General features: G+C 51.4%; 22 protein-coding genes. 4 read left to right on the forward strand and 18 right to left on the reverse strand.

Going from position 1 to position 22,013, the window contains the following annotated elements:
- Positions 1 to 29 precede the first annotated feature (29 nt).
- From CRN96_RS10420 to CRN96_RS10430, 3 genes are all read left to right on the forward strand, one after another.
- Positions 30 to 1,109 (forward strand): tellurite resistance/C4-dicarboxylate transporter family protein, encoded by a 1,080-nt coding sequence (locus CRN96_RS10420; protein ID WP_097041879.1) that lies wholly within the window; start codon positions 30 to 32, stop codon positions 1,107 to 1,109.
- Positions 1,110 to 1,181: 72 nt separating this feature from the next.
- Positions 1,182 to 1,832, forward strand: a complete 651-nt coding sequence (locus CRN96_RS10425; RefSeq protein ID WP_179647191.1) for a general stress protein — start codon at positions 1,182 to 1,184, stop codon at positions 1,830 to 1,832.
- Between the two features lie 56 nt (positions 1,833 to 1,888).
- On the forward strand, positions 1,889 to 2,734 hold the full coding sequence (locus CRN96_RS10430; RefSeq protein WP_097041883.1) for an SAP domain-containing protein: 846 nt from the start codon (positions 1,889 to 1,891) through the stop codon (positions 2,732 to 2,734).
- Here the strand turns inward: CRN96_RS10430 and CRN96_RS10435 are convergent.
- From CRN96_RS10435 to CRN96_RS10450, 4 genes are all read right to left on the reverse strand, one after another.
- Positions 2,731 to 3,672: a cation diffusion facilitator family transporter gene (locus tag CRN96_RS10435; RefSeq protein WP_097041886.1), complete on the reverse strand. Its 942-nt coding sequence runs from the start codon at positions 3,670 to 3,672 to the stop codon at positions 2,731 to 2,733. The two genes, CRN96_RS10430 and CRN96_RS10435, sit on opposite strands and share 4 nt — an antisense overlap.
- 12 nt (positions 3,673 to 3,684) lie before the next feature.
- Complete coding sequence (locus CRN96_RS10440) at positions 3,685 to 3,984, reverse strand: ArsR/SmtB family transcription factor (RefSeq protein ID WP_179647193.1); 300 nt, start codon at positions 3,982 to 3,984, stop codon at positions 3,685 to 3,687.
- A gap of 101 nt (positions 3,985 to 4,085) precedes the next feature.
- Positions 4,086 to 5,318 carry an MFS transporter gene (locus CRN96_RS10445; RefSeq protein ID WP_097041890.1) on the reverse strand — a complete coding sequence of 411 codons (1,233 nt, stop codon included), beginning with the start codon at positions 5,316 to 5,318 and terminating at the stop codon, positions 4,086 to 4,088.
- On the reverse strand, positions 5,305 to 5,640 hold the full coding sequence (locus tag CRN96_RS10450; RefSeq protein ID WP_097042035.1) for an ArsR/SmtB family transcription factor: 336 nt from the start codon (positions 5,638 to 5,640) through the stop codon (positions 5,305 to 5,307). Before CRN96_RS10450 ends, CRN96_RS10445 begins: the two co-directional genes overlap by 14 nt.
- Before the next feature lie 196 nt (positions 5,641 to 5,836).
- Between CRN96_RS10450 and pruA the strand changes: the two genes are divergently transcribed.
- A complete protein-coding gene (gene pruA, locus CRN96_RS10455) occupies positions 5,837 to 7,381 on the forward strand; it encodes an L-glutamate gamma-semialdehyde dehydrogenase (protein WP_097041892.1) in 1,545 nt (514 codons plus the stop codon).
- A gap of 434 nt (positions 7,382 to 7,815) precedes the next feature.
- On the opposite strand, the gene CRN96_RS10460 is transcribed toward pruA, so the two are convergent.
- The 14 genes from CRN96_RS10460 to ychF all read right to left on the reverse strand — a co-directional run bounded on the left by CRN96_RS10460 (position 7,816) and on the right by ychF (position 22,013).
- A complete protein-coding gene (locus tag CRN96_RS10460) occupies positions 7,816 to 8,982 on the reverse strand; it encodes a M24 family metallopeptidase (protein WP_097041894.1) in 1,167 nt (388 codons plus the stop codon).
- Between the two features lie 23 nt (positions 8,983 to 9,005).
- On the reverse strand, positions 9,006 to 9,452 hold the full coding sequence (locus CRN96_RS10465) for a hypothetical protein (RefSeq protein WP_097041896.1): 447 nt from the start codon (positions 9,450 to 9,452) through the stop codon (positions 9,006 to 9,008).
- Positions 9,453 to 9,466: 14 nt separating this feature from the next.
- Positions 9,467 to 11,089, reverse strand: coding sequence for a sodium/proline symporter (locus tag CRN96_RS10470; RefSeq protein ID WP_097041898.1), 1,623 nt, complete (start codon positions 11,087 to 11,089; stop codon positions 9,467 to 9,469).
- A 354-nt stretch (positions 11,090 to 11,443) separates the two neighbouring features.
- Entirely contained in the window at positions 11,444 to 13,453 is a 2,010-nt protein-coding gene (locus CRN96_RS10475) for a penicillin-binding transpeptidase domain-containing protein (protein WP_097041900.1), read from the reverse strand.
- 86 nt (positions 13,454 to 13,539) lie between these two features.
- A complete protein-coding gene (locus tag CRN96_RS10480) occupies positions 13,540 to 14,805 on the reverse strand; it encodes a CapA family protein (RefSeq protein ID WP_143544315.1) in 1,266 nt (421 codons plus the stop codon).
- Positions 14,806 to 14,818: 13 nt separating this feature from the next.
- A complete protein-coding gene (locus CRN96_RS10485; protein ID WP_097041903.1) occupies positions 14,819 to 15,601 on the reverse strand; it encodes a M15 family metallopeptidase in 783 nt (260 codons plus the stop codon).
- A 101-nt stretch (positions 15,602 to 15,702) separates the two neighbouring features.
- The gene (locus CRN96_RS10490) at positions 15,703 to 16,389 is read right to left on the reverse strand and encodes a DUF421 domain-containing protein (RefSeq protein ID WP_097041905.1); all 687 of its coding nucleotides are present in this window, start codon (positions 16,387 to 16,389) and stop codon (positions 15,703 to 15,705) included.
- 35 nt (positions 16,390 to 16,424) lie between these two features.
- Positions 16,425 to 16,781 carry a SpoIIAA family protein gene (locus CRN96_RS10495; protein WP_097041907.1) on the reverse strand — a complete coding sequence of 119 codons (357 nt, stop codon included), beginning with the start codon at positions 16,779 to 16,781 and terminating at the stop codon, positions 16,425 to 16,427.
- A gap of 247 nt (positions 16,782 to 17,028) precedes the next feature.
- A complete protein-coding gene (locus tag CRN96_RS10500; protein ID WP_097041908.1) occupies positions 17,029 to 17,883 on the reverse strand; it encodes an MBL fold metallo-hydrolase in 855 nt (284 codons plus the stop codon).
- Between the two features lie 73 nt (positions 17,884 to 17,956).
- Positions 17,957 to 18,790: a manganese catalase gene (locus tag CRN96_RS10505; RefSeq protein WP_097041910.1), complete on the reverse strand. Its 834-nt coding sequence runs from the start codon at positions 18,788 to 18,790 to the stop codon at positions 17,957 to 17,959.
- Positions 18,791 to 18,968: 178 nt separating this feature from the next.
- Positions 18,969 to 19,346, reverse strand: a complete 378-nt coding sequence (panD, locus tag CRN96_RS10510; protein ID WP_097041911.1) for an aspartate 1-decarboxylase — start codon at positions 19,344 to 19,346, stop codon at positions 18,969 to 18,971.
- A gap of 248 nt (positions 19,347 to 19,594) precedes the next feature.
- A complete protein-coding gene (ssb, locus tag CRN96_RS10515; protein ID WP_097041913.1) occupies positions 19,595 to 20,137 on the reverse strand; it encodes a single-stranded DNA-binding protein in 543 nt (180 codons plus the stop codon).
- Between the two features lie 31 nt (positions 20,138 to 20,168).
- A complete protein-coding gene (gene rpsF, locus CRN96_RS10520) occupies positions 20,169 to 20,477 on the reverse strand; it encodes a 30S ribosomal protein S6 (RefSeq protein ID WP_097041915.1) in 309 nt (102 codons plus the stop codon).
- Between the two features lie 435 nt (positions 20,478 to 20,912).
- Positions 20,913 to 22,013: a redox-regulated ATPase YchF gene (ychF, locus tag CRN96_RS10525; protein ID WP_097041917.1), complete on the reverse strand. Its 1,101-nt coding sequence runs from the start codon at positions 22,011 to 22,013 to the stop codon at positions 20,913 to 20,915.

Here is a 22,013-nt window from a genome sequence, read left to right on the forward strand (position 1 = left end):
CTTACTATAAGCTGGAAAGAGTGAATGTTTTGCTGGACTTTTTAAAACGGCAGTCCCGTCATCTTTTCCCGGGCTACTTCGCAATGGTCATGGCGACGGGCGCGCTGTCACTGTCATTCTGGTACCTCAGTTTCGGGAAGGCAGCCGAATTTCTGATTTACTTGAATGTTTTCATATATATCATACTGCTTTCACTGAATGCCGCAAGGATCGTCTTCAATACCGATGAATTCCTGGGAGACCTCGCGAGCCATGCGAAAGGGCCTGGCTTCTTCACCCTGATTGCGGGGACTGAAGTGCTCGGCACCCAGCTGGTCGTCATCAATGACCTCGTCGTCTGGGGATTCCTCTTCTGGGCCGTTGCATTCCTGCTCTGGATCATCTTGATGTACACCTTCTTCACCCTCATCATCGTGAAGCAGGTGAAGCCCGTAATCGATGAGTCGGTCAACGGCGGCTGGCTGCTCGTCGTCGTATCGACGCAGTCCATTGCCGTGCTCGGTACACTCATATCACCCGGGATGGGTGCATTTGGTGAAGTGATACTCTTCATCTCCCTGTGCCACTTCCTGCTCGGGTGCATGCTTTACATCAATATCATCTCATTCATATTTTACCGGCTGATGTTCATCAAAGTGGAGACATCATCTTTGACGCCGCCTTACTGGATCAATATGGGCGCACTTGCCATCACGACGCTTGCCGGTTCGGTGCTGATCATGTACGGCACGGGCTTCACCACAGAAATCGCCGTCTTCCTCAAGGGGTTCACTTTATTCTTCTGGGTGCTTGGCACGTGGTGGATCCCGCTGCTCATCACGCTCGGCATCTGGCGTCATGTTGTGAACCGCCACCCGCTCACCTATACACCCGACATGTGGGGGATGGCGTTCCCGGTCGCGATGTACACCGTCGGGACGATCAACTTATCCCAGGTGCTCGGGCTGGATTTCCTGATGATCATCCCGTATGTGACGGTGTTCGCTGCCACAGGTGTGTGGCTTGCGGTCATGGCCGGGATGGCGGTCCATCACGCGAGAAGGCGGGTTTATTATAAAAACCGCATGCCGGGAGGGATTGATGTACGAAATCATGAACATATCAGTTGATGCAGGGCCCGGTTTATACGTTGATGGAATGGGTACTGAAAATTGAATGGATCAAAGATGGGAGGGTCGATCATGAGCCGTTTTGAAAAATTTGCCGCTGAACGGGATGTCATTGAAAGGATAGAAGCGCTCCGGGCCGACGGTTACCGGGATGATGAAATCACGGTGATATCGAAACAGAAGCTGGAATACGCCTATATGAAGTTCAGGGATGTCAATTTCAGGGATTCCGAAGGGACGACATGGGATAAGTTCCTCTCCATGTTCTCCGATGGCGGCCCCGAAGATAAAGTGCTCGGTGACCTGGATATCACAGACACCGAAAAGGAACACTTCAAAGAAGCGCTTGACAGGGGCGAGATACTGCTGCTGAAGGACGAGTACGGTGTGCGTGAGGAAGGCTACGTCCGGAATGAGACCCGGGACTTCCATGAAACCCAGCGCCAGGATGCGCAGGGTTTGGAATCCGAAGCGATGCAGGATGAAAGGCTGGAGATCCAAAAGGAAATGCGGCGCCGGTACGATGATTCATCTTACTCCTACCCGGACGCATCCCACGCCGCCGAGGACCGCACCTCGGGCAGCCTGAAGGTGGACGATGGAGAGTACGGCTACAGTAAGGAGCCGTATAAGCAGAAAGACCGCCGGTACGGAAAACTTGATGAAAATGAGTACAGCTATACAAAGAGACCGGGCAACGAGTATGGATATGAGCAAAAATAAGAACACCGGAGGGTCTCCGGTGTTCTTCTGTATGTCCGCGCAAGGATGTGTGAAGATTGAACCTCGATGCGATAGATGTGCTGTTTATGCACTACATCACCGGCAGGACGCCGGATGAAGTGAACAAATACGATTTCTGGCAGCTGCAGTACGGCAGGAGACCGGGCAATCTGCTCAGGCGGCTGATGGATGCAGGTGTCATATATGAAGATGACAGCCTGCCGGCGACCCTTCCGAAGCTGAGGGTCTTTGAGCTGAAATTCATCCTGAAGCAGGCCGGCCTGAAGATCTCCGGCAACAAACCGGAACTGGTGAAAAGGATTCTGCAGCATGCCGGGGCAATTGATTTCTCGGCTGTGCCTTTGAAGAATGTGTATGTGCTCTCAGATGGTCAGGCGGACTTTTATTCCGCCACGGGATTTTTAAATTTCTTCCACTTCAACGGTAATTTCGACCTGCATGAAGTGTATGAATTTTATCTGAAATCCGGCGGGTCGGATCCGCACCGGACGGCTGTCACGTTTTTGGAAGGGAAAGTCCGGACGCATCTCCACGACCGCAATAAATACACCGCGATCAAGGCTTATTTCCTCTTGTCGAATTACGCCCTGGAAGAGATGCAGGATATGCAGTCGTCCATATATTACCTCAACCATTTCATCATGCTCATCGTCCTCCAGGCGACGGAAGGTGGAGGCGGTGACGGTTCCGAGCCGCACTTCTATATCGATGCGTATACGCGGTCGCGCTACAAGTCATATATGGAAGCTGGAGGAATCGATGCTGTTGATCTCGTCCAGTATCTCGCCGGTTCCACCGCAGACCTCCCTTATCCGGGAGAGGCCCGCAGGAAAGCGGCTGAACTCATCGCAGCCTTTATAGAAGCGCCTGATTTTTATTAATGGACATGGCCGTGACGGGAGCTTTCCGTCTGGAAAGCCATGTCGCAGATGATGTCCTCGCCGTGGGCGCGGTCCCCGCATTCGATCTGGATCGTCACATGGCCGATGTTGTGCTTTTCCAGCCCGTCCTCGATTTTTTCAAGCAGATGCTGGGATTCGTACACCGTCATATCACCGTCGACAACGACGTGGGCGGACAGGGCGTTCATGCCGCTTGTGATCGTCCAGGCATGGAGGTCATGGATGCCCTTCACTTCGTCGATTTCTTTAATCTTTGAGACGATCTCATTGAGGTCGACATCGGCGGGTGTGCCTTCCATCAGTACATGGAGTGAATCTTTCGTCACCCTCCAGCCGCTGATCAGGATGAGCACCGCGACGATGACGCTCGCCAGCGGATCGGCGATTCCCCAGCCGAAGAATATCATGAGGAGTGCCGCAACGATCGCCCCGACCGATCCGAGCATATCGCCGATAACATGCAGGAACGCCGCCCTCATATTCAGGTTGTCCCCCGTGCTTCCGCTCCGCATCAGCATCCATGCGACGAGTATATTGACGGCGAGGCCGACCGTGGCAATGGCGAGCATACCGTAGGATGCCACTTCCGGCGGATTCTGGAACCTGCCGGCGGCTTCATAGAAAATGAAGCCGGAAATCAGTATGAGCGTCACGCCGTTGAAGACGGCTGCGAGTATTTCAAACCGCTTATAACCGTAAGTTTTACTGTAGTTCGCCGCCCGCTCCCCGAGTGTCAGCGCAATGACCGCCACCCCGAGGGAGATCGCGTCACTCAGCATATGCCCGGCATCCGCGAGGAGCGCCAGGCTGTTTGTGAGGAAGCCCCCCACCGCCTCCACGATCATGAAGAAGGTGATGATCAGGAATGCTGCGAACAGCGTCTTTTTATTCTTATCGTGCGAATGATCATGACTCATTATGCTGCCTCCTTAATCATGCTTGACGTGGCTGATCATCTGATCGAGCATCGTCATCACGTGTGCATCATCATGGGAATAGTAGATCGTCGTCCCTTCCCGCCTCGATTTGACCAGCCTCAAGTTTTTCAGCGTCTTCAGCTGATGGGACACCGTCGACTGCTTCAGTCCGAGCGTCTCCGAAATGTCGCCGACCGAATGTTCATCGTTGAAAAGGTATGTGAGTATCTTCATACGGGTCGGATCCCCGAGCGCCTTGAAAGTCTGCGTCACCCTTTCCATCGTGTCGTCGTCCAATGTTTTGTAGTCCATCTGGTCACCTCTGGTTTTTATTATGTATATCATTATATTAACATATGTTCATATATGGAAGAAAGGGAAATGGCAGAAAGGCCCGGCTTCCCTGCCATCAATCACGCCTGGTTCCGGAACTGTGCGCTCTCTTTCAGATGAAAAAGCGTCCAGAAGAGTGCGAGCAGTAATAATATAGCGGAACCGCCGATATATAGGTACGATAATCCGTATTCCATTCCAATGATCATGAAGCTGACGAACGGTCCGATGGAGGCACCGACATCCTGGATGATCGTATAGCCCGTCAAAAAGTTCATCGATGTTTTTTCATCGTCAATCGCGATGGCATCATTCATTGTCGTCATGACGGTGGCACCCGCCATGACGAGCAGTGTAATGGCGATCCAGGAGATGATCGGCAGATCAAAGGCGATCAGCCCGTACAGCACACCGGTGAAAATGAGCGAGCAGATGAACAGCGGCACCCTGCCGATCCTGCCATCCGACCACATGCCGACCTGCCTCGCGAGAAAAGGTTCCCAGATCCACCTGCACGATTGAAGGAGACCGGACAGGAATGCCGCACTCACAACTATTTGAAACAGTGAGACGAACTCACCCCGATGATTTTCAATCACCGAGCTCAGCGTGGACGTGAGGATTCCCTGGATCAGCATCGTCATGAAGAATCCGGTGATGCAGACGAGCAGCAGTTTATTTCTGAAATGTGCCATCTCGGCGGTGGTGAATGAAAGTCCCGGTAAAGGCCTGGAGATGACCGCTTTTCCGTTGTCTTTCTCCATGCAGATGAGAATGATGAGCAGGCCAGCCAGAGTCAGGATGCCGAAAGCGACAGCGACCGCCTTCAAACCGATGATTGGGACGAATATCCCGCCCAACAGCATGCCGAATAAACTGCCCAGCCGATGCAGTCCATTGTATGTACCCATGGATTTTCCCAGTTCATTCTTTTTTGAATAAACGGAGACGCTCGCCAGGCCGCCGATCCTGAAAAATGACCAGGCAATGCCCCACAGGCTCCGAAGGATGACCCATGCGATGAATCCGCTGAAAAATCCGTATCCCAAAGTGGTGAATGCACCGAGCAGGGTGGCGATGATGAGACCCGTCTTCAGTGAAATCCTCTTATACAGCCATCCGACGAACGGGGCGACGGGCAGTCTGACAAAACGGTTGATCGACAGAAGCACACCCACCTGCCACAATGACTCAAGCCCCGCCTGCTCCCAGTAGATCGGCAGCGCGATATACAGCATGGAGTCACCGAGCAGGCTGAGCGCGGTCACCAGTGCGACGACTTTTATCGTGCGCGGGTTTTTATTCTCCTTCATTTTCCGGCGTGATCATTCTTTTTATTCGAAGATTTTGGAAGATATCATCTGAGAGCACCGCGCTGATGTTCTCTTCATTTAAAGCGTAATAATGCCATGTCCCTTTTTTGGTCTGATTGATCAGACCCGCACTGAGGAGTATCTTCAGATGATAGGAAAGCTTCGATTGTGCCATATCCATAGCTTCTGTCAGATCACATACGCAGTTCGATTCCAGAGGTGAATCCGCCAGCAGATGAAGTATCTTCAGCCGCTTTTCATCCGCAAGCGCTTTGAATATCTGCTCATATTCTTTTAAAAGGTCACTTTTGACCAGATCCATCTGCATGATGCATTGCCCGCCTTTCTTATCAATTCATTCTGATGTATCCAGTATATATCAAAAATAATTGATGTACAAAGATGGCCCTTTCATGAAAGCGCTTAAACTGTATGTTTTGCATATTTAACTTTATATAGGGTAGAATAAATGTATGAGCTTTCAAAGCGATATTTTCAATCAATAGGAGGAATTTTTAATGGTAACGCCTTACAAAGCAGAGCCCGCAACCGATTTCACAGTGGAATCGAATAAGCAGGCATTTCAGGAAGCACTGAAACAAGTTAAGGAACAATTTGGTGGAGATTACCCGCTTATCATCGGCGGCAAAGAAGTGATGACGGATGATAAGACGACTGTCATCAATCCTGCAAATAAAGAACAGGTCCTTGGAAATGTTTCAAAGGCGAAACCTGAACACATTGAGCAGGCACTCGAAGCCGGCGAAGCGGCTTTTGAATCATGGAGCACCTGGTCAGCTAAAGAACGTGCCGATCTGCTTTTGAGAATCGCAGCGATCATCCGCCGGCGCAAGCATGAGTTTTCAGCGCTGATGGTTTACGAAGCCGGTAAACCTTGGAATGAAGCCGACGGTGATACGAATGAAGCAATCGACTTCATCGAGTATTATGCACGTTCATGGATGGATCTGGCAGATGGCAAGCCGACCCTTGACCGTGAAGGTGAATCCAATAAATACTTCTATCAGCCGATGGGCGTCGGGGTGACGATTTCACCTTGGAACTTCCCATTCGCGATAATGGCAGGTACAACGATCGCGCCGGTGGTGGCAGGTAACTCAGTACTGCTGAAACCTTCCGGTGATACACCGATCATTGCATATAAATTCATGGAAGTCCTAAAAGAAGCAGGACTCCCTGACGGAGTGGTCAACTTCGTGCCGGGCTCTTCAAGGGACATCGGCGACTATATGGTGGAGCACCATAAGACACACTTCATCACGTTCACAGGTTCGAAATCAGTCGGTCTCCACATCACCGAGAAAGCGGCGAAAGTCCAGGAAGGACAGCATTTCCTGAAGCGCACAATTTCTGAGATGGGCGGTAAGGATACGATCATCGTCGATAAGGATGCAGACATCGAAGTTGCAGCCGAGTCGATCGTCCATTCAGCGTTCGGCTTCTCCGGACAGAAATGTTCAGCCTGCTCACGTGCCGTCGTCCACGAAGATGTGCATGATGAAGTGCTGGCTAGATCGATTGAACTCGCGAAAGAACTGACAGTCGGTGACACGACGGAAAACACTTATATGGGACCTGTAGTCAACCAGAACCAGTTCGACCGCATCAAAGATTATATCGAGACAGGTAAAAAAGAAGGCAAGCTTGAATTTGGTGGGGAGACGGATGATTCCACAGGATTCTTCGTTCATCCGACGATTTTCTCCGACCTTGACCCTGAAGCGGTCATCATGCAGGAAGAGATCTTCGGACCTGTCGTCGGCTTCACTAAAGTGAAGGACTTCGACGAAGCGTTGAAAGTTGCGAACAACACCGAATACGGCCTGACCGGTGCAGTCATCACCAATACGCGTGAACACTGGCACCTCGCATGCCGCAAATTCGACGTCGGCAACCTTTACCTGAACCGTGGCTGTACAGCAGCGGTCGTTGGATACCACCCGTTCGGCGGATTCAAACTTTCAGGTACCGACCAGAAGACAGGCAGCCCGGACTACCTTCTGAATTTCGTCAATCAGAAAGTCGTTTCAGAAATGTTTTAGGGTTTGAAAGTGGAGACCCCCTCATATCAATGGATATGAGGGGGTTTTTATTTTTCTCTTTAAATTGGGAGGGGTGTCGGGTCGGTCTGTGACACAACTGGTCGGTCGGCGTCCGAGTTATGTCATTTGGAGGTGTTCTGTGACATAAGTGGCGGTCCGGTACCCCAGTTATGTCATTTGGAGGGGTTTCGTGACATAAGTGGCGGCCGAACACCCGAGTTATGTCATTTCAAGGGCTCTTGTGACATAAGTCGTCACCCGGGGCTCAAGTTATGTCATTTGAAGGGGTTTTGTGACATAAGTCGTCACCCGGGACTCAAGTTATGTCATTTGGAAACTTGCTGTGACACGAAACGCACTCCACAGACTATCTCGTGGCACACACAAAAAACCCGGACGAGCAGCACACGCTCATCCGGGTACAGTTATGAAGTTTATTTTCCTACGATCAGGTCGTTATGGTCTTTTGTGAATGGTGTCAGATATTCAAAGCCGTCTTCTGTGACGAGGACGCTGTCGCCGACCTGGGTGCGGTAATTTTCAGAGTCTGTACCGCCGTCGACCGCGAAGACCATGCCTTCTTCCAGGACGGCTTCGCTGTCCTGTGCGAGTTCGGGATAGGCGGTGTATGAAAAGCCTAGGGAACGGCCGGCCCTGAAAGGTACAGGATAGCCGTTGTCTTCTATGACATCTGCATATGCCCTGAAGACATCTTTGGCGTATGCACCGGGTTTGATTTCAGATAAAGCGGCTTTCTGTGCTTCTTCCGCAATATCCAGCATCTTTTCAACTTCTTTGTTGATGTCCCCCACGAATAAAGTGCGGTCGAACCCGACGAAGAAGTTCTTGAACTCCGCAGTGCCGCAGTGGCAGATGAAGAGCGGCTCACCATGCTCGAGCTTCGTCATGCCGCTCCTGTGATGGGTCATGGTGATGTCGCTGCCGGAGCTCATGATCTGCTTATTGCCGATGCCGGGATAATTGAACGGCTCGGCTTCCTGGTAATGTTCTTCCATCAGTTTTGCGGCGTGGCGTGTGCCTGCCTGTTTTGAAGCGAGTTCCACTTCATATTCATACACACCCGGTGCTGCGACTTTCATCGCACCTTTCAGCATCTCCACGGCCACTTCGCCGGCATGCCTTGCGATCTGGATTTCCTGAGGATCCTTGATGCTCCTCAGCCTGTCTATCTCCTGGCCGATGTCGGATATACGGTCTTTTGGAATCACTTCACCGATGTAATCCCAGACGATCCTCGGGAACGACATGTAGTCGACGGCGACTTTATCATTTTTATATTTCTCCAGATATTTCTTCAGAGGCGGGCGCCATTCACCGTCTGTGCCGTCGGTCCACGGAATCACCGTAGTGACATCGGTCTGCCTGTTCGCCATCTCCTCTTCCATCGACGGTATGATGAGCACAGATTCTCCGTCCACGGTCTGGATGAAGATGTTCGGTCTGCCCCATTCGATACCGAGGGCGGCGTGATAGCCCGTCAGATAATATACGTAGTTCGGATCCATCACGATTGCGACGGCATCACCCTGCTCCTGAAGTTTGTCGATGACCCGTGATCTTCTAGACTTGAAATCAAACATTCTATCCCTGCTTTCCTTTGGAATTACAAGTCCTCGCCCGTCAATCCTTTGACGGTGTCGACGAGGATTTCCCTGCCGTCCGCTTCAGCAAAGAAAAACGCTTTATAGACTGCCTGCTCCTTCACGATTTCAATTTCTGGATTCCTGAATGCATGGAACTTGAACATCACCCATCTCAGCACGAGCTTGCGGGCTTTTTTGACCGCCTCTTCATGTGAGACGATGGCCGGCACAAGTGCCGATGGTTTGATGTTGATGTCCGCCGTTTCCGGGAACATGTTGGAACGCAGCGGTACACCTTTCACAAGGTCCACCGTGATGACCGTCCATGCGACCCTCGGTTTCATGAACATCCGGGGCATGGACACCTTACAAAGTACGATAAGATAAGGATAACAAACCAGTTCCCTTCCGTTCAAGTCCATAGGTGTCTCTATCAGGGAGACTGATTCATATTCTTCGTTATCCATATCGATTCATCCTTTTATCCATTAGTCTGAAATGTGCTGGCCGACTTGAAGTCACGGTCGATCAGTTCCATGATGATTTCCTTCTCTGTCTTGTTATCAAGATTGCTGGCTTTCAGATTCCTGATCACTTCTTCATCAGAAGGCAGGAATGAGAATCTGCCGAGTTCGTTCTTCTCGGTATATTTATCCCACAGGCGTTCAAAGTCATCGCCTTCAGGCGGCTTCGTCATCAGGCTGACGAGCACAATCGTGATCATCGCCGCGATGAATGCCGGTCCGCCTTCATAAATGTCGACCGGCGGCCAGAAGTACCAGATGACGGTGACGACAGGTCCCACGATCATGCCGGCGATTGCACCGGCCTTCGTGACCCTTTTCCAGAACAGGGAAAGGATGATCGGCGGGCCGAAACATGTCGCAAGCCCCGCCCATGCGAAGACCGCAAGCCAGAATACCGAGTCAAGCGGGTTCAGGGCGATGATGATCGCCAGTCCGCCGAGGGCCGCCGTCGCGATCCTTGAGATGAGGATCGTCTTGTCTTCCCTCAGTTCACCTTTTTTGAGAATTTTATTCCACAGGTCTTCTGCGATCGTCGAAGATGCGATCAAAAGCATCGAGTCGATCGAGGACATCATCGCAGACAGTGCACCTGCGATGATGATGCCTGCAATCCACCATGGGAACAATTCCACGGCCATCGTCGGGAAGATGTGTTCAGGATCTGCAAGGTTCGGGAATAAAGCAAGACCCGACAGCCCGATCAGTACAGCGCCGTAGTAGGCGACCATCATCCATACGATGCCGATCATCGCGATGCGCTTCACATCGCGTGTATGGCGCAGCGCCATATAACGGACCAGTACGTGCGGGGATCCGTTGAACCCGATACCGATGAATAAGTAACTGATGATTGCGATGAGTCCGGCAAGCGTCAGTGCTGAACTGCCGAAGAACGGCGCAAGGAACTCCTGACCCATCATATCGGTGAGCTGATAACCCAGTTCATTGAAGCCACCGAGCTCGGTGATCGCTAGGATCGGCAGCACCAGGAATGCAAATGCCATCAACAGGCCCTGGATGAAGTCGGTCAGTGACACCGCAAAGAAACCGCCCATGATCGTGTAGATGATCGTGACGATGCCGCCGACGATTACACCTGTCGCAAAGTTGACGCCGAGGACGACTTCAAATAAAACACCGAATGCCACAAACTGGGCACAGACGTATACGGTCATGAACACCGTCATGACGACGATGGAGACCCATCTCATTATATGTGTATCATCTTTATAACGTGCCGACAGGAAATCCGGCACCGTGATTGAATTCTGAATTTCCGATAAGCGCCTGATCCTCTTGGCGAAGAACAGCCAGTTGAAGATCGAGAACACACTCGATACGGCGTTCCACGCCGCACTCATACCCGTCGAATACGCTTCGCCCGGCAGCCCCACGGTCATGAAACCGCTCGACTCGGATGCTTTCTCACTCATGGATAATACCCATGGACCGAGTTTCCTTCCGCCGAGAAAGTATTCCGCAGACCCTTGAGTACTTATTCTCGCCGACCAGATGCCGAGGGCCAGAAGTAATATCATGTATATGATCACTATGCTTAATATGCCGATACCACCCATACCCTACAACCCCTTGTCATCATATTTTTTTCTGAATAAATCATTTTCCAGTTTTTCCATCTTCACTTCACGTGCATACCATATGGCTACGGAACCTATCATGAGAATAGGCGGCAGAATCAAAATCAGCCACCCGGATATTGGAAAAGCGTCCATCATGAACATCCCCTTTCCTCTATATTTTTAATGTTGAATCCCACGGTAAGCTGTCAAGTGAACACACCGAATAATTCTGATAATTATAAAAAGCGTAGCACATTGAGCGGCCTTAGTAAACCGCGGGGTGGATTATTATGCAGTTAAAAAACAGTCCTATGCCATATATTTATTGGCACAGGACCGTTTTGAAATTTATCATTCGAGGTCTCTGTAAGCATCGTGGATATCTGCAAATTTCTGTGCAGAATATTCACTCATCCCGCGGTCCTCGACATCCTCGACATAGAGGGAGAGCATCATATCCTTCTCATCCTGGTCATAGCCGATGAACCATCCGGTCTCGGATCCTCTTGTGTCCTGGGACATTTTATTCTCGCTTGTGCCCGTCTTGCCGGCAAAGGATGCATAATCCCGTTCCATATCATCTGCATGGTAATCGGTGACGACGCTCCTCATCGCATCCTCCAGATAGATGAGGTCGTCTTCATCCGCAATACCTTCCACCTGGACCTCGGCCTCAGAATCCGCGAGTATGCGCGGGACATAGACGTCCCCACCGTTGACCACCCCGGAATAGATGGCGGTGATCTGGAGCGGTGAGATCAACAGCTCACCCTGCCCGTATGCACTGTCTGCAAGCAGGATTTCGCTCTCGATGGTGCCGTCGTTCGACACCTGGCTCGTGTAGATCGGATAGTCGCTGTCATATTCCTCACCGATTCCGAGTGCCTCCATCCCTTCGACGAAGCGGTCCGCACCGAGGTCAAGCATGGTCTGGGCAAAGTAGATGTTGTCGGAGCTCGTGATCGCCCGGGAAAGGTCGAATTCGCCATCTTCCACATGGTAGCGGTTCACGGTGTACCCGCCCCATGATTCGTCCGCCTGCCAGCTGCTTCCGGTGATCGTCCGCGTCGCATCACGGTCGAACCCTTCCGTATTCAAAGCCACGAGCGCGGAGAGGATCTTCTGGGTGGAGCCGGGCGAAGTCGCCCGGTTGAATTTGCCGAGCAGCGGGTTTTCTTCATCTTCCTCGAGCTCATCCAGCTCTTCCTGTGTGATGCCGAACATGAAGTCATACGGGCTAGGGGCCGGATAGCTCGCTGCAGCAAGGATGTCCCCGGTGTCCGGGGCGAGGGCGACACTTGCGCCCGAGTCCTCTTCAAGCTCGCCGTGGATGATTTCCTGAAGGTCCCCATCGATGGTGAGCACCACATCCGACCCGTCCTCGGCCTCTTCGCTGAACAGCGTGTCGACGGCATCACCGTTCACATCCGCGATGGCGATTTCATATCCGCCTGACGGCTGCAGGCGCTCATCGTATAATGATTCAAGGCCACGCTTTCCGGTCATATCCCCTGCCGCCAGGTAATCCGATGCCTCAATATCCTCGGCACTCGCCGCCCCGACGTAGCCGATCAGATGGAACGTTGCCTCATCCAGTGCATATTCGCGTGACGGCTGTTCCCGAACCTGCAGTCCTTCATAATTGAATTCCGATTTTTCCTTATCGGAGAAGCGGTGGGCTTCCTTCACGGGCACGAACATGCCGTCGCCGATCCACTCCTGGTTGAATGTGTTTTCGAGTGATTCCTCGCTGACTTCGAGCACGTCGGCGAGGTCAGTCAATTCGTCTTCCGACATCTCACCTGCCGTGAAACCGACCACTTCCTTACGGCCGTTGAACGCAAGCGGCTCGCCGGACTGGTCCTGGATTTCACCGCGCACACCGCTCGTGAAATTGAAGTCGAGCGTGCGGTTGCCGTTCAGCCCGGGGATGATCATATCGGGCGTCCATTCCACATGCCACGCGTTTTCCGCTTCATCGTAAAGCAGGCTGATGACGATATCCCTCGTCACTTCACCGTAAGCGGTCTCCACCGTCCAGTCCCCTTCATAGAGTCTGTTCTCGTCCGTCGACTGGTCCTCGTTCAATTCGAGGCCGTCGATGGACCGTGCTTCGACCCCGAGGTCCTCGTACAGCTTCTCATATCTTTCGGTGACTTCTTCCGGCGCATACCTCTCCTGCCTGTCATTGTGCAGCGATTCATATATCTCTTCGTAATCCCCGGCTTCATACTGAGATATATAATCATCCAGTGCCGCCTCTTCGCCCGCTTGGAATATGTTCGTATAATTGATCAGCAGGAACGCGCCCGCTCCGAGGACGACGATGCCCCCGATGATGATCCCAATCCATTTTTTCATTTTAACACCTGCAATCTTCCGTTATAAATTAATAAACGAACAATGACCAGCCATGCGGCTGAGTCATCGTTCGTCCGTGTTCATTTTTACTCGAGATTCAGTCTCGAATGTGTCCGTTCAAGCGAGCGGTCAAGACGCTCACGTATATCTGCGGGCAGGTTTTCATCATCCTGGAAATCCTCCACCGGCAGTATTTCATAATCGAACGGCGTGTCGTTCGTATCGCTGTGGCGGTACACCCACGTCGGTGTATAGTGCACATCAGCGACGACCGTCTCACCGGACTCGTGGTCTTTTTCGATATCGAAGTTCAGGATGACCCCGTCCTCATTCGGCTCGAAATCCGGGCCGATCGTCTCCAGACGCTGGTTGGAGATGAAGTTGCCCAGGGAATAAACGACGAATGACTCACTTTCCCCGTCGGCTGATTCAAGGTATTCCGCCCGCTGTATGACATGCGGGTGGGAACCGATGATCAGATCCACGCCCTGATCTGCGAGAAACTGTGCATATTCCTTCTGGTAGTCGCTCGGCTCCTCGACGTACTCAGGACCCCAGTGCATATATGTCAGTATGATGTCCGGATCGTCCGCTTTCGCTGCATCGATCGCTTCCGTCAGATTCTCCTCGGAAATGACATCGATCATATTGTACACTTCCTCATCAGTGTACGGGCCTTCCATGCCGTTCAGCATCTCCGTGAACGCAAGCATGGCCACCCTGATGCCGTCGACTTCCCTGATCACATGCCGCTCTTCCGGTGCGCCGTCATATGTACCGACCACGTCAAGGTCTGCTTCCTCCAGCATCTGCACCGTGCGTTCAACGCCCTGTGCGCCCATGTCGAGGCTGTGGTTGTTTGAAGTGACGAGGGCATCGAACCCTGCATACTTCACATCCTCAACAATTTCATCCGGCGTGTTGAACAGCGGATAGCCTGTGTAGCCGCGGTCTTCACCTGCGACGGTCGTCTCGAAGTTGCCGATCGCAAGATCCGCTTCCTCGAGGTAAGGCTTCACATGCTCAAACCACGGCTTGAAATCATATGAATCCGTCTCTTCGACATAAGCGCCCCAATACTGCTCATCATGCACCATGATGTCACCGACGGTTGAAATCGTGATTTCACTCGACCCTTCCTCAGCCGCCGCTTCGCCATTCTCCTCCGAATCTTCCGCCGCACCACTGTCCGCGGTTCCGTCCTCTTCCGAATCCTCCGATGCTTCTCCCTCTCCGGCCGTCTCCTCCACTGCCGCCTCTTCTTCAGAGTCATCACCTGAAAAGCTGAAAGCCATGAAGACCGCACCGGCAGCAATAAGCAGCAGCAGTATCGGTACCAGTATCTTCCACATCGACCTGTTTCCGTTATTCTCCGTCCTCTTCAATATCCATCCCACTCTCCTTGATATATTCCTCGTATGTAAGCCCGCTGTCATGGATGTCGGAAGCAAGTTCTGTCCCGAGATACCGCAGATGCCACGGCTCATATAAGTAACCCGTTATTTCTTCCTTACCTTCAGGGTACCGGATGATGAAGCCTGATTCATGTGCATTTTCACGCACCCATATCCCTTCATCCGTCTCCCCGAAAGCCTCGAGCAGTTCGAGGTTCACACTTTCTGCGGTCACATCCATCGCAAGGCCCGTCTGATGCTCGCTCGCACCCGGCGGGGCACTGAAACGGTTGGCCGCCTCTTCGCCGTGTGCCGCCCTGTAGCTGTCATAGAGGCTCGCCTGGGTATTATAGGAGCGGTAACCCGACCGGGCATATAAAGTGATGCCGTCTGCGAGCGCCGCATCGAACATCTCCGTCAGGGCATCCGAAGCTTCCTGCCTCAGCTGGTTGACCTCCGGGCTTTCCAGCACAGTCGGCACTTCGACGGGCACGAGATCCTCCGGTACATAATCCGCGCTTAGATGATGTTCTTTATTGACGAGGGCCTGGATGCTTCCGTCATCGGCCAGATCTTCCCCGTCGATGAGCGGTTCCGGCTCTTCGGATTCCGCTTCCTCATCCGGTGCATCGTCCGCCTCCGTTTCCGTCTGTTCCTCTTCCGGTACGGCTTCCTCTTCCGTCCCGCCGCATCCGGCAAGGAGCAGAATCAACAGGAGTGCTCCGGATATTTTTCCATATATGATATATTTCATCGGATCCACCTTAATATTTTTTACTTATCCTCATTTAACCACAGCACAGCGCCCGATACCACATCCAATACGAAAAAAAGACCCCGTCCCGGGTCTTTCCATCAGTCAAGATCATATGAATTGTTGTCATAATCCTGGATATGCCAGCCGATTTCAGGGTTCCATTCCGCAAAATAAACATCCTCGATGCGTTTGCCGATACCTTCCAGAGACTCTTCAATCCACCCCTTGTCCCGGTCCAGTTCCTTCAGTTCATAGTCGATGACCTTACCGTCGGCGATCAGTGTATAGGAGGGCACATCAACGACCCTGTCCTGTTCCGAACGTTTCTTAAGTACCGTGAGCTGTCCGCTGTTTTCAAAAATGGCATAATTGACTTCCCTGAAGGAGAAGATGCCCTGCTCCCTCAGCAGTTCACTAAGCTCTTCTATTTCCAGATTGAGCCTTTCCATCTGGTCATAGAGCATTTCACCATCCTTGACGATGGTGACTGGCTTGCCTTTGATGACATGGCGCAGCACACCCGACTTTTGCGTGAGCTTCTCGAATATATAGATGAGTGCACTCCAGATGGCGAGGACAAAAAGCATCTGCGGTATGGTCACCGCCGGGTCATACATCGCATCCTTGATGACGCCGCCGAGCACCAGTGCATAGACGAAGTCAAGAAGCGTCACCTGCGCCATCTCTTTTTTGCCGAGCAGGCGGATGACGATGATGACGCCAATCAGGCCGACGACCAGTTTCAAAGCCATATGGAGATATTCCGTCATTACATCCATCAACATTCATTCCTTTTCCTGTTTTGTCATATCATGATGCCTTATTCTGCGATCCAGCGCCAGGCGTCGTCGATTTCCGTCTTATTGAACGATTTGACGCTGATGCCGGGCAGCATGTCCGCAAAAGAACCGATCTTCTTGAGCATCCCGTCATCCGCCACCACCGCCAACTTATTGAACTGGTTCCAGTGCTGTGCATCGACCGGTATGCCCCGGAGCGCACCCCCGGGTGTGACGCCTTCCAGTTTTTTAACGTAGATGAGTGCATTCAGTTCCGCGTCCTCACCGTAATGCTCTTTTATGAAGGCTTCGGATTTTTCGGCATCTATATCCATCACATTTCCGTCGACCTCGACATGGACGACGTTTGGAAATTCGCTTTCCGATAATTTCAGCATTTGATCACACTCCTAATCAGTTATTATATAAACGCTACCCCTTAATTTCTCGAGAGAAACATGCCATGAGAAAAGCACCCTCACGGGTGCTTTATTCAACCGGGAGGACTGATTTTTGATCCGACTGTTATTTCCCGGGTAATAACTGATGTCCCATCATCCCCCCTTCAATTTATCAGATACAATTTCATACCAGGCAGAAGGAGTGATGATATCAGTCGGATATTTTTACAGGCTGCGGGTCTTTTTATTCGTCATCGACGTACTTGCCCTTCTTGGGCTTCGCGATGTCATCGAAGTTCTGGACCAGCTCGCCCAGCTGGGTGCCGAGTTCTTTACCGGTGAGCGGCGGGCCGTGGCCGGTGATGGCATATTTCGGTGTGAGGTCATACAGTTTCTTGACGGATTGATATGCGAGATCCCAGTCCGTCGTCAAATATCTCGGCGGGCCGTAGATGTTCTCCTTCTGCGACAGGACGTTGTATAGGGAGTCCTGTTTCACCGTGACGAATGCATCGCCTGAAATCAGCGCACCATCCTCTTTCCTGAAGAGGGAAACGTGGCCGGCTGAATGCCCCGGTGTATGGATCCATTCGAATCCGGGCATATGCGGTACACTGCCGTCTTCAGGCAGCGCCTGGACATTTGTACCGAGATCGATCGCCTTGCGCGGGAAAGCTGGGGCCATCTTCGGCACCATGCCGCCATCCACGGAAGGATCCGGCTTCGGATAGTCCTCTTTCCCTGTCAGGTAGGGCAGTTCTTCTTTGTGGGCGTAGACCGGCACATTCCAATGCTCGACGAGCTCTATCACCGCGCCGACATGGTCGAAATGACCGTGCGTCAGGATGATCGCCTTCGGTTTGCTTTCTGTGCCGAACCTCTTTTCCGCTTCCTCGATGATATCTTCGGATGATTTCGGCATGCCGGCATCGATGATCACGTAATCCCCGTCCCCTGATTCCGGTTTACCGTAAAAGACCATGTTCACGATCTGCACCGTATACTGATACAGATCCGGCAGCACTTCCACACCTTTGCCGCTGTTGACGGATGTCACCGGAAGCGCCTTATAGTCATCGCCATACTTCATCTTATCCATATTGATCCTCCTAAAAACAAAACACCGGTATCCCCGATGTTTTGTTTGATTTTATATTTGAATGTTTTCGATGTTAGAGTTTATCTTCAGGCAGCGTATTGTGTACGGATTTCGGTGAAGGCGGGATGGACGGTATTTCGCCCTCGAACGGCGGTTTCTCGACATAGCTGAAATGGCCGTCGCCTGCCGGGGTCTCCCCTTCGGCCCAGCTGCCTTCCTTGCTTTCTTCCGACTGGGAATGGTTGTACAGGCTGAACGCGATATCCTCACGCTGCTGTGCACGGTCGAATGTTGTCGGTACGATTTTACTGCCTTCTTTTTCTTCCAGTTCCTTGATCGCCTGCATCCACAGGTTCTGGTGGTAGGAATCGCGGGCAATCAGGACCGCAAGCATATCCCTGAGGCCTGGGTCGTTCGTCATTTCATAAAGGCGCACTGCCTGGACGCGCCCCTGTGATTCCGCACTCAAGTTTGAACGGAAATCGGCAAGCAGGTTGCCGCTTGAAATGATGTAGTTGCCCTGCCATGGATTGCCAATGCTGTCCGCAGGACGTGCGTTCAGGCCGGATACGATCGCGTGCTGCGGGTTCATACCGCCTAAAACCGCTGCGGTTGCAGGATCTTTCATCGCTTCTTCCTGATGGTCGAGGGAAGTGCCCTCAAGGAGTCTCGCCACCATTGTCGCGAGCATCTCGATATGGCCGAGTTCCTCGGTGCCGATATCAAGCAGCAGGTCCTTATATTTCTCGTTTCCTGCACGTACACCCCATCCCTGGAATAAGTACTGCATTGCAACTGTCATCTCTCCATACTGTCCGCCGATCAGCTCCTGGACCTTTTTCGCCATCAATGGGTCCGGGTTGACCGGCTTAGCTTCGAACTGCAGATGTTTGTCATGTAAAAACATGTTACCCCTCCATTTTAATAAGTCTTTCAAACATTATTTATATACCCGGTGCATATATATATAAACAGGGAATCTGAAAAATCATGGAAGGAAGGGAGCATGGGACAGACCTTTTTGGGTGAATAAAAAAACCGTGACAGGAAAAGTTCTTTCCATATCACGGTTCATCGCCCACACCTTATCCCCAGTGGAGTTCGTGCGATTCAACATGTGTGATTTGATTATTTTCATCGACGAAGACGACATGCGGCTCCAACGCTTCCACCTCTTCTTCGGACATCTGTGCCATGCTCAGTATGATGACAAGATCCCCCTCTGAAAAAAGATGGGCCGGCGGGCCGTTCAGACAGATTTTCCCGGATTCCGCTTCGGCGGGCAGTGCGTATGTCTTCCATCTCGTGGCATTCCTCAAGTTCGTGATCTGCACCATTTCATACGGCCGTATGTCCGCTGCCTTCATCAGCTTCGAGTCGATCGTGATACTCCCCACATAATCCAGATCCGCCTCCGTCACGGTCGCACGGTGGATCTTCCCTTTGCACATCAGTCTTAACATTCAATTCTCCCCTTTTTGAAATTCATGATATATCCCGAACCGGATAATATTCAATGTCACATTACCATAAATAAGAGTGTATGTGATAATCATATTATCCTTCCAAATAAAAAAATCCCGCGGAATACATCCACGGGATTCACACACATATCGGACATCCACACACTTGAATGTCCTTTATTTTACACACACAGTTCACACACGTAATTCGAAATCATTTCTATATCATTGAATATCTTCGCTGCATCTTAGAACGGAAGATCGTCATCACTGATATCAACCGGGCCATCCGCATTCGCAAACGGGTTCTCCTCGGCTCTGTTCTGTCCCTGTGATGACTGCGCCGGTCTTGAACCGGTGGACTGGTTTCCGAAGCTTGCCGCTCCACCAGCCGCGCCGCCTCCGCCATAAGCGTTCGCATAATTATCTGCTGAGTTATAGTTGCTTTGAGATTGATTACTGCCCTGTTGACCTTTCGGCTCCAAAAACTGCACACTGTCGCACACCACTTCGGTCACGTAAACTCTCTGGCCATCTTTGTTCTCGTAGTTTCTCGTCTGGATCCTGCCGTCAATGCCGACAAGACTGCCTTTTTTAACATACTGATTGACGTTCTCCGCCTGTTTGCGGAAAGTCACACAGTTGATGAAATCCGCACCACGTTCACCATTCTGTCCCATGAAAGGACGATTGACCGCCAGGTTGAAAGTTGTGACAGATACATTATTCTGACTGACTCTAAGTTCCGGATCGCGGGTGAGGCGACCGACCAGTACAACACGGTTTATCATGCAATCAACTCCATGTCATTATTTGACTAACTTATTTTTGCTTGTTTTCTTCTGCCTGCTCATCACGGACAACGATATGACGAATGATATCGTTGCTGATTTTTGCAAGACGTTCGAATTCCTGAGTAGCTGTTCCATCATCGTTGACTTTGATGATTTGGTAAAAACCATCTGTGAAATCATTGATTTCATAAGCTAAACGACGTTTACCCCACTCTTTTGATTCGACGATCTCCGCACCGTTTGAAGTCAACAGGTTGTCAAAACGCTCTACTAAAGCTGTTTTTTCATCCTCTTCAATGTTTGGGCGGATAACATATAAAATTTCATATGCTCTCATCTTCTGCACCTCCTTATGGACTTTGGCGGCTGATGACCATAGGCCATCAGCAAGGAATAATTTTCATTACTCACAATCAGTTATTATATCAGTAAACAGGTGTTATTACAATATTTTTCTCGCTTTTTTAAGATGGAAATTTATTAACTGTCATGTCGGGGACTTATAGTGGGTGAGTGCGGCATAACTCACTACTTCAAACCCAACTTATGCCGTTTGGAGGGCATTTGTGACATAACTTGCCGCTTCAAACCTGACTTATGTCATTTCGAGGGCATTTGTGACATAACTCACTGCTCCAACCCCGACTTATGTCGTTTGGAAGCCGTTTGCGGCATAACTTGTCACTTCAAACACGACTTATGCTGCCTCGGCAAAAAAATACCTCCTGAAATAAAAAATCACCGCAGCTCATAAGAGTTGCGGTGATATTTATTATACGTTGAACCTGAAATGGACGACGTCGCCGTCCTTCATGATGTAGTCCTTGCCTTCAAGGCGGACTTTCCCGGCCTCTTTGGCTTTCAGCTCGCTGCCTGCTTCGACCAGGTCGTCATAGGCCACGGTTTCTGCGCGGATGAAGCCTTTTTGGAAATCCGTGTGGATGATGCCGGCGCATTCCGGTGCGGTCATCCCTTTTTTGAACGTCCATGCGCGGACTTCCTGTTCGCCTGCAGTGAAGTAGGTCGCGAGGCCGAGCAGGTCGTAGGAGGCACGGACCAGCTTATCAAGACCCGACTCTGCCAGCCCGAGGTCTTCCAGGAACATTTCCTTCTCGTCATCGTCCAGCACTGCGATTTCCTCTTCGACTTTCGCCGAGATGACGATCACCTGCGAGCCTTCCTTTTCGGCATACTCATTGATCGCATCCAGATATTCATTGCCGGAGAGGTCCATCAGATCATCTTCCGAGACGTTTGCCACATACAGCATCGGCTTTGCCGTGAGCAGGTGGAAATGTCTCACAGCCGCCTGTTCCTCCTTGGAGAATTCCAAAGCGCGGACCGGCAGCCCCTCTTCCAGGCCTTCCTTGATCCTGGTGAGCACGGCATGCTCCGCCATCGAATCCTTATCTTTCTGTTTGATCATCTTCTCAAGCCTCGGCAGCCTTTTTTCAACACTTTCCAGGTCTGCAAGGATCAGCTCCATATTGATGACTTCAATATCCTCGATCGGATCCACTTTTCCTGAAACATGGGTGACGTTCTCATCATCGAACGCACGGACGACCTGTGTGATGGCGTCCACTTCACGGATGTTTGCGAGGAATTTATTCCCGAGCCCTTCACCTTTTGAAGCACCTTTGACGATGCCTGCGATATCCGTGAATTCGAATGCCGTCGGCACCGTCTTCTTCGGTTTCACCAGTTCAGTCAGTTTATCGAGACGTGCATCCGGCACCTCGACGATCCCGACGTTCGGATCGATCGTTGCGAACGGGTAGTTTGCAGCCAGTGCTCCCGCCTTTGTGATTGCGTTGAATAATGTGGATTTGCCGACGTTCGGCAAGCCGACGATACCTGCTGTTAAAGCCAT

Source organism: Salinicoccus kekensis, assembly GCF_900220995.1.
GTDB lineage: Bacteria > Bacillota > Bacilli > Staphylococcales > Salinicoccaceae > Lacicoccus > Lacicoccus kekensis.

Excerpts from the sequence above, each read along its gene's own strand:
- CRN96_RS10425 (WP_179647191.1), top strand. The coding sequence starts at position 1,182 with ATGAGCCGTTTTGAAAAATTTGCCGCTGAACGGGATGTCATTGAAAGG.
- CRN96_RS10435 (WP_097041886.1), bottom strand. The coding sequence starts at position 3,672 with ATGAGTCATGATCATTCGCACGATAAGAATAAAAAGACGCTGTTCGCA.
- CRN96_RS10440 (WP_179647193.1), bottom strand. The coding sequence starts at position 3,984 with ATGGACTACAAAACATTGGACGACGACACGATGGAAAGGGTGACGCAG.
- CRN96_RS10445 (WP_097041890.1), bottom strand. The coding sequence starts at position 5,318 with ATGAAGGAGAATAAAAACCCGCGCACGATAAAAGTCGTCGCACTGGTG.
- CRN96_RS10450 (WP_097042035.1), bottom strand. The coding sequence starts at position 5,640 with ATGGATCTGGTCAAAAGTGACCTTTTAAAAGAATATGAGCAGATATTC.
- pruA (WP_097041892.1), top strand. The coding sequence starts at position 5,837 with ATGGTAACGCCTTACAAAGCAGAGCCCGCAACCGATTTCACAGTGGAA.
- CRN96_RS10460 (WP_097041894.1), bottom strand. The coding sequence starts at position 8,982 with ATGTTTGATTTCAAGTCTAGAAGATCACGGGTCATCGACAAACTTCAG.
- CRN96_RS10465 (WP_097041896.1), bottom strand. The coding sequence starts at position 9,452 with ATGGATAACGAAGAATATGAATCAGTCTCCCTGATAGAGACACCTATG.
- CRN96_RS10470 (WP_097041898.1), bottom strand. The coding sequence starts at position 11,089 with ATGGGTGGTATCGGCATATTAAGCATAGTGATCATATACATGATATTA.
- CRN96_RS10475 (WP_097041900.1), bottom strand. The coding sequence starts at position 13,453 with ATGAAAAAATGGATTGGGATCATCATCGGGGGCATCGTCGTCCTCGGA.
- CRN96_RS10480 (WP_143544315.1), bottom strand. The coding sequence starts at position 14,805 with ATGTGGAAGATACTGGTACCGATACTGCTGCTGCTTATTGCTGCCGGT.
- CRN96_RS10485 (WP_097041903.1), bottom strand. The coding sequence starts at position 15,601 with ATGAAATATATCATATATGGAAAAATATCCGGAGCACTCCTGTTGATT.
- CRN96_RS10490 (WP_097041905.1), bottom strand. The coding sequence starts at position 16,389 with ATGTTGATGGATGTAATGACGGAATATCTCCATATGGCTTTGAAACTG.
- CRN96_RS10495 (WP_097041907.1), bottom strand. The coding sequence starts at position 16,781 with ATGCTGAAATTATCGGAAAGCGAATTTCCAAACGTCGTCCATGTCGAG.
- CRN96_RS10500 (WP_097041908.1), bottom strand. The coding sequence starts at position 17,883 with ATGGATAAGATGAAGTATGGCGATGACTATAAGGCGCTTCCGGTGACA.
- CRN96_RS10505 (WP_097041910.1), bottom strand. The coding sequence starts at position 18,790 with ATGTTTTTACATGACAAACATCTGCAGTTCGAAGCTAAGCCGGTCAAC.
- panD (WP_097041911.1), bottom strand. The coding sequence starts at position 19,346 with ATGTTAAGACTGATGTGCAAAGGGAAGATCCACCGTGCGACCGTGACG.
- ssb (WP_097041913.1), bottom strand. The coding sequence starts at position 20,137 with ATGATAAACCGTGTTGTACTGGTCGGTCGCCTCACCCGCGATCCGGAA.
- rpsF (WP_097041915.1), bottom strand. The coding sequence starts at position 20,477 with ATGAGAGCATATGAAATTTTATATGTTATCCGCCCAAACATTGAAGAG.
- ychF (WP_097041917.1), bottom strand. The coding sequence starts at position 22,013 with ATGGCTTTAACAGCAGGTATCGTCGGCTTGCCGAACGTCGGCAAATCC.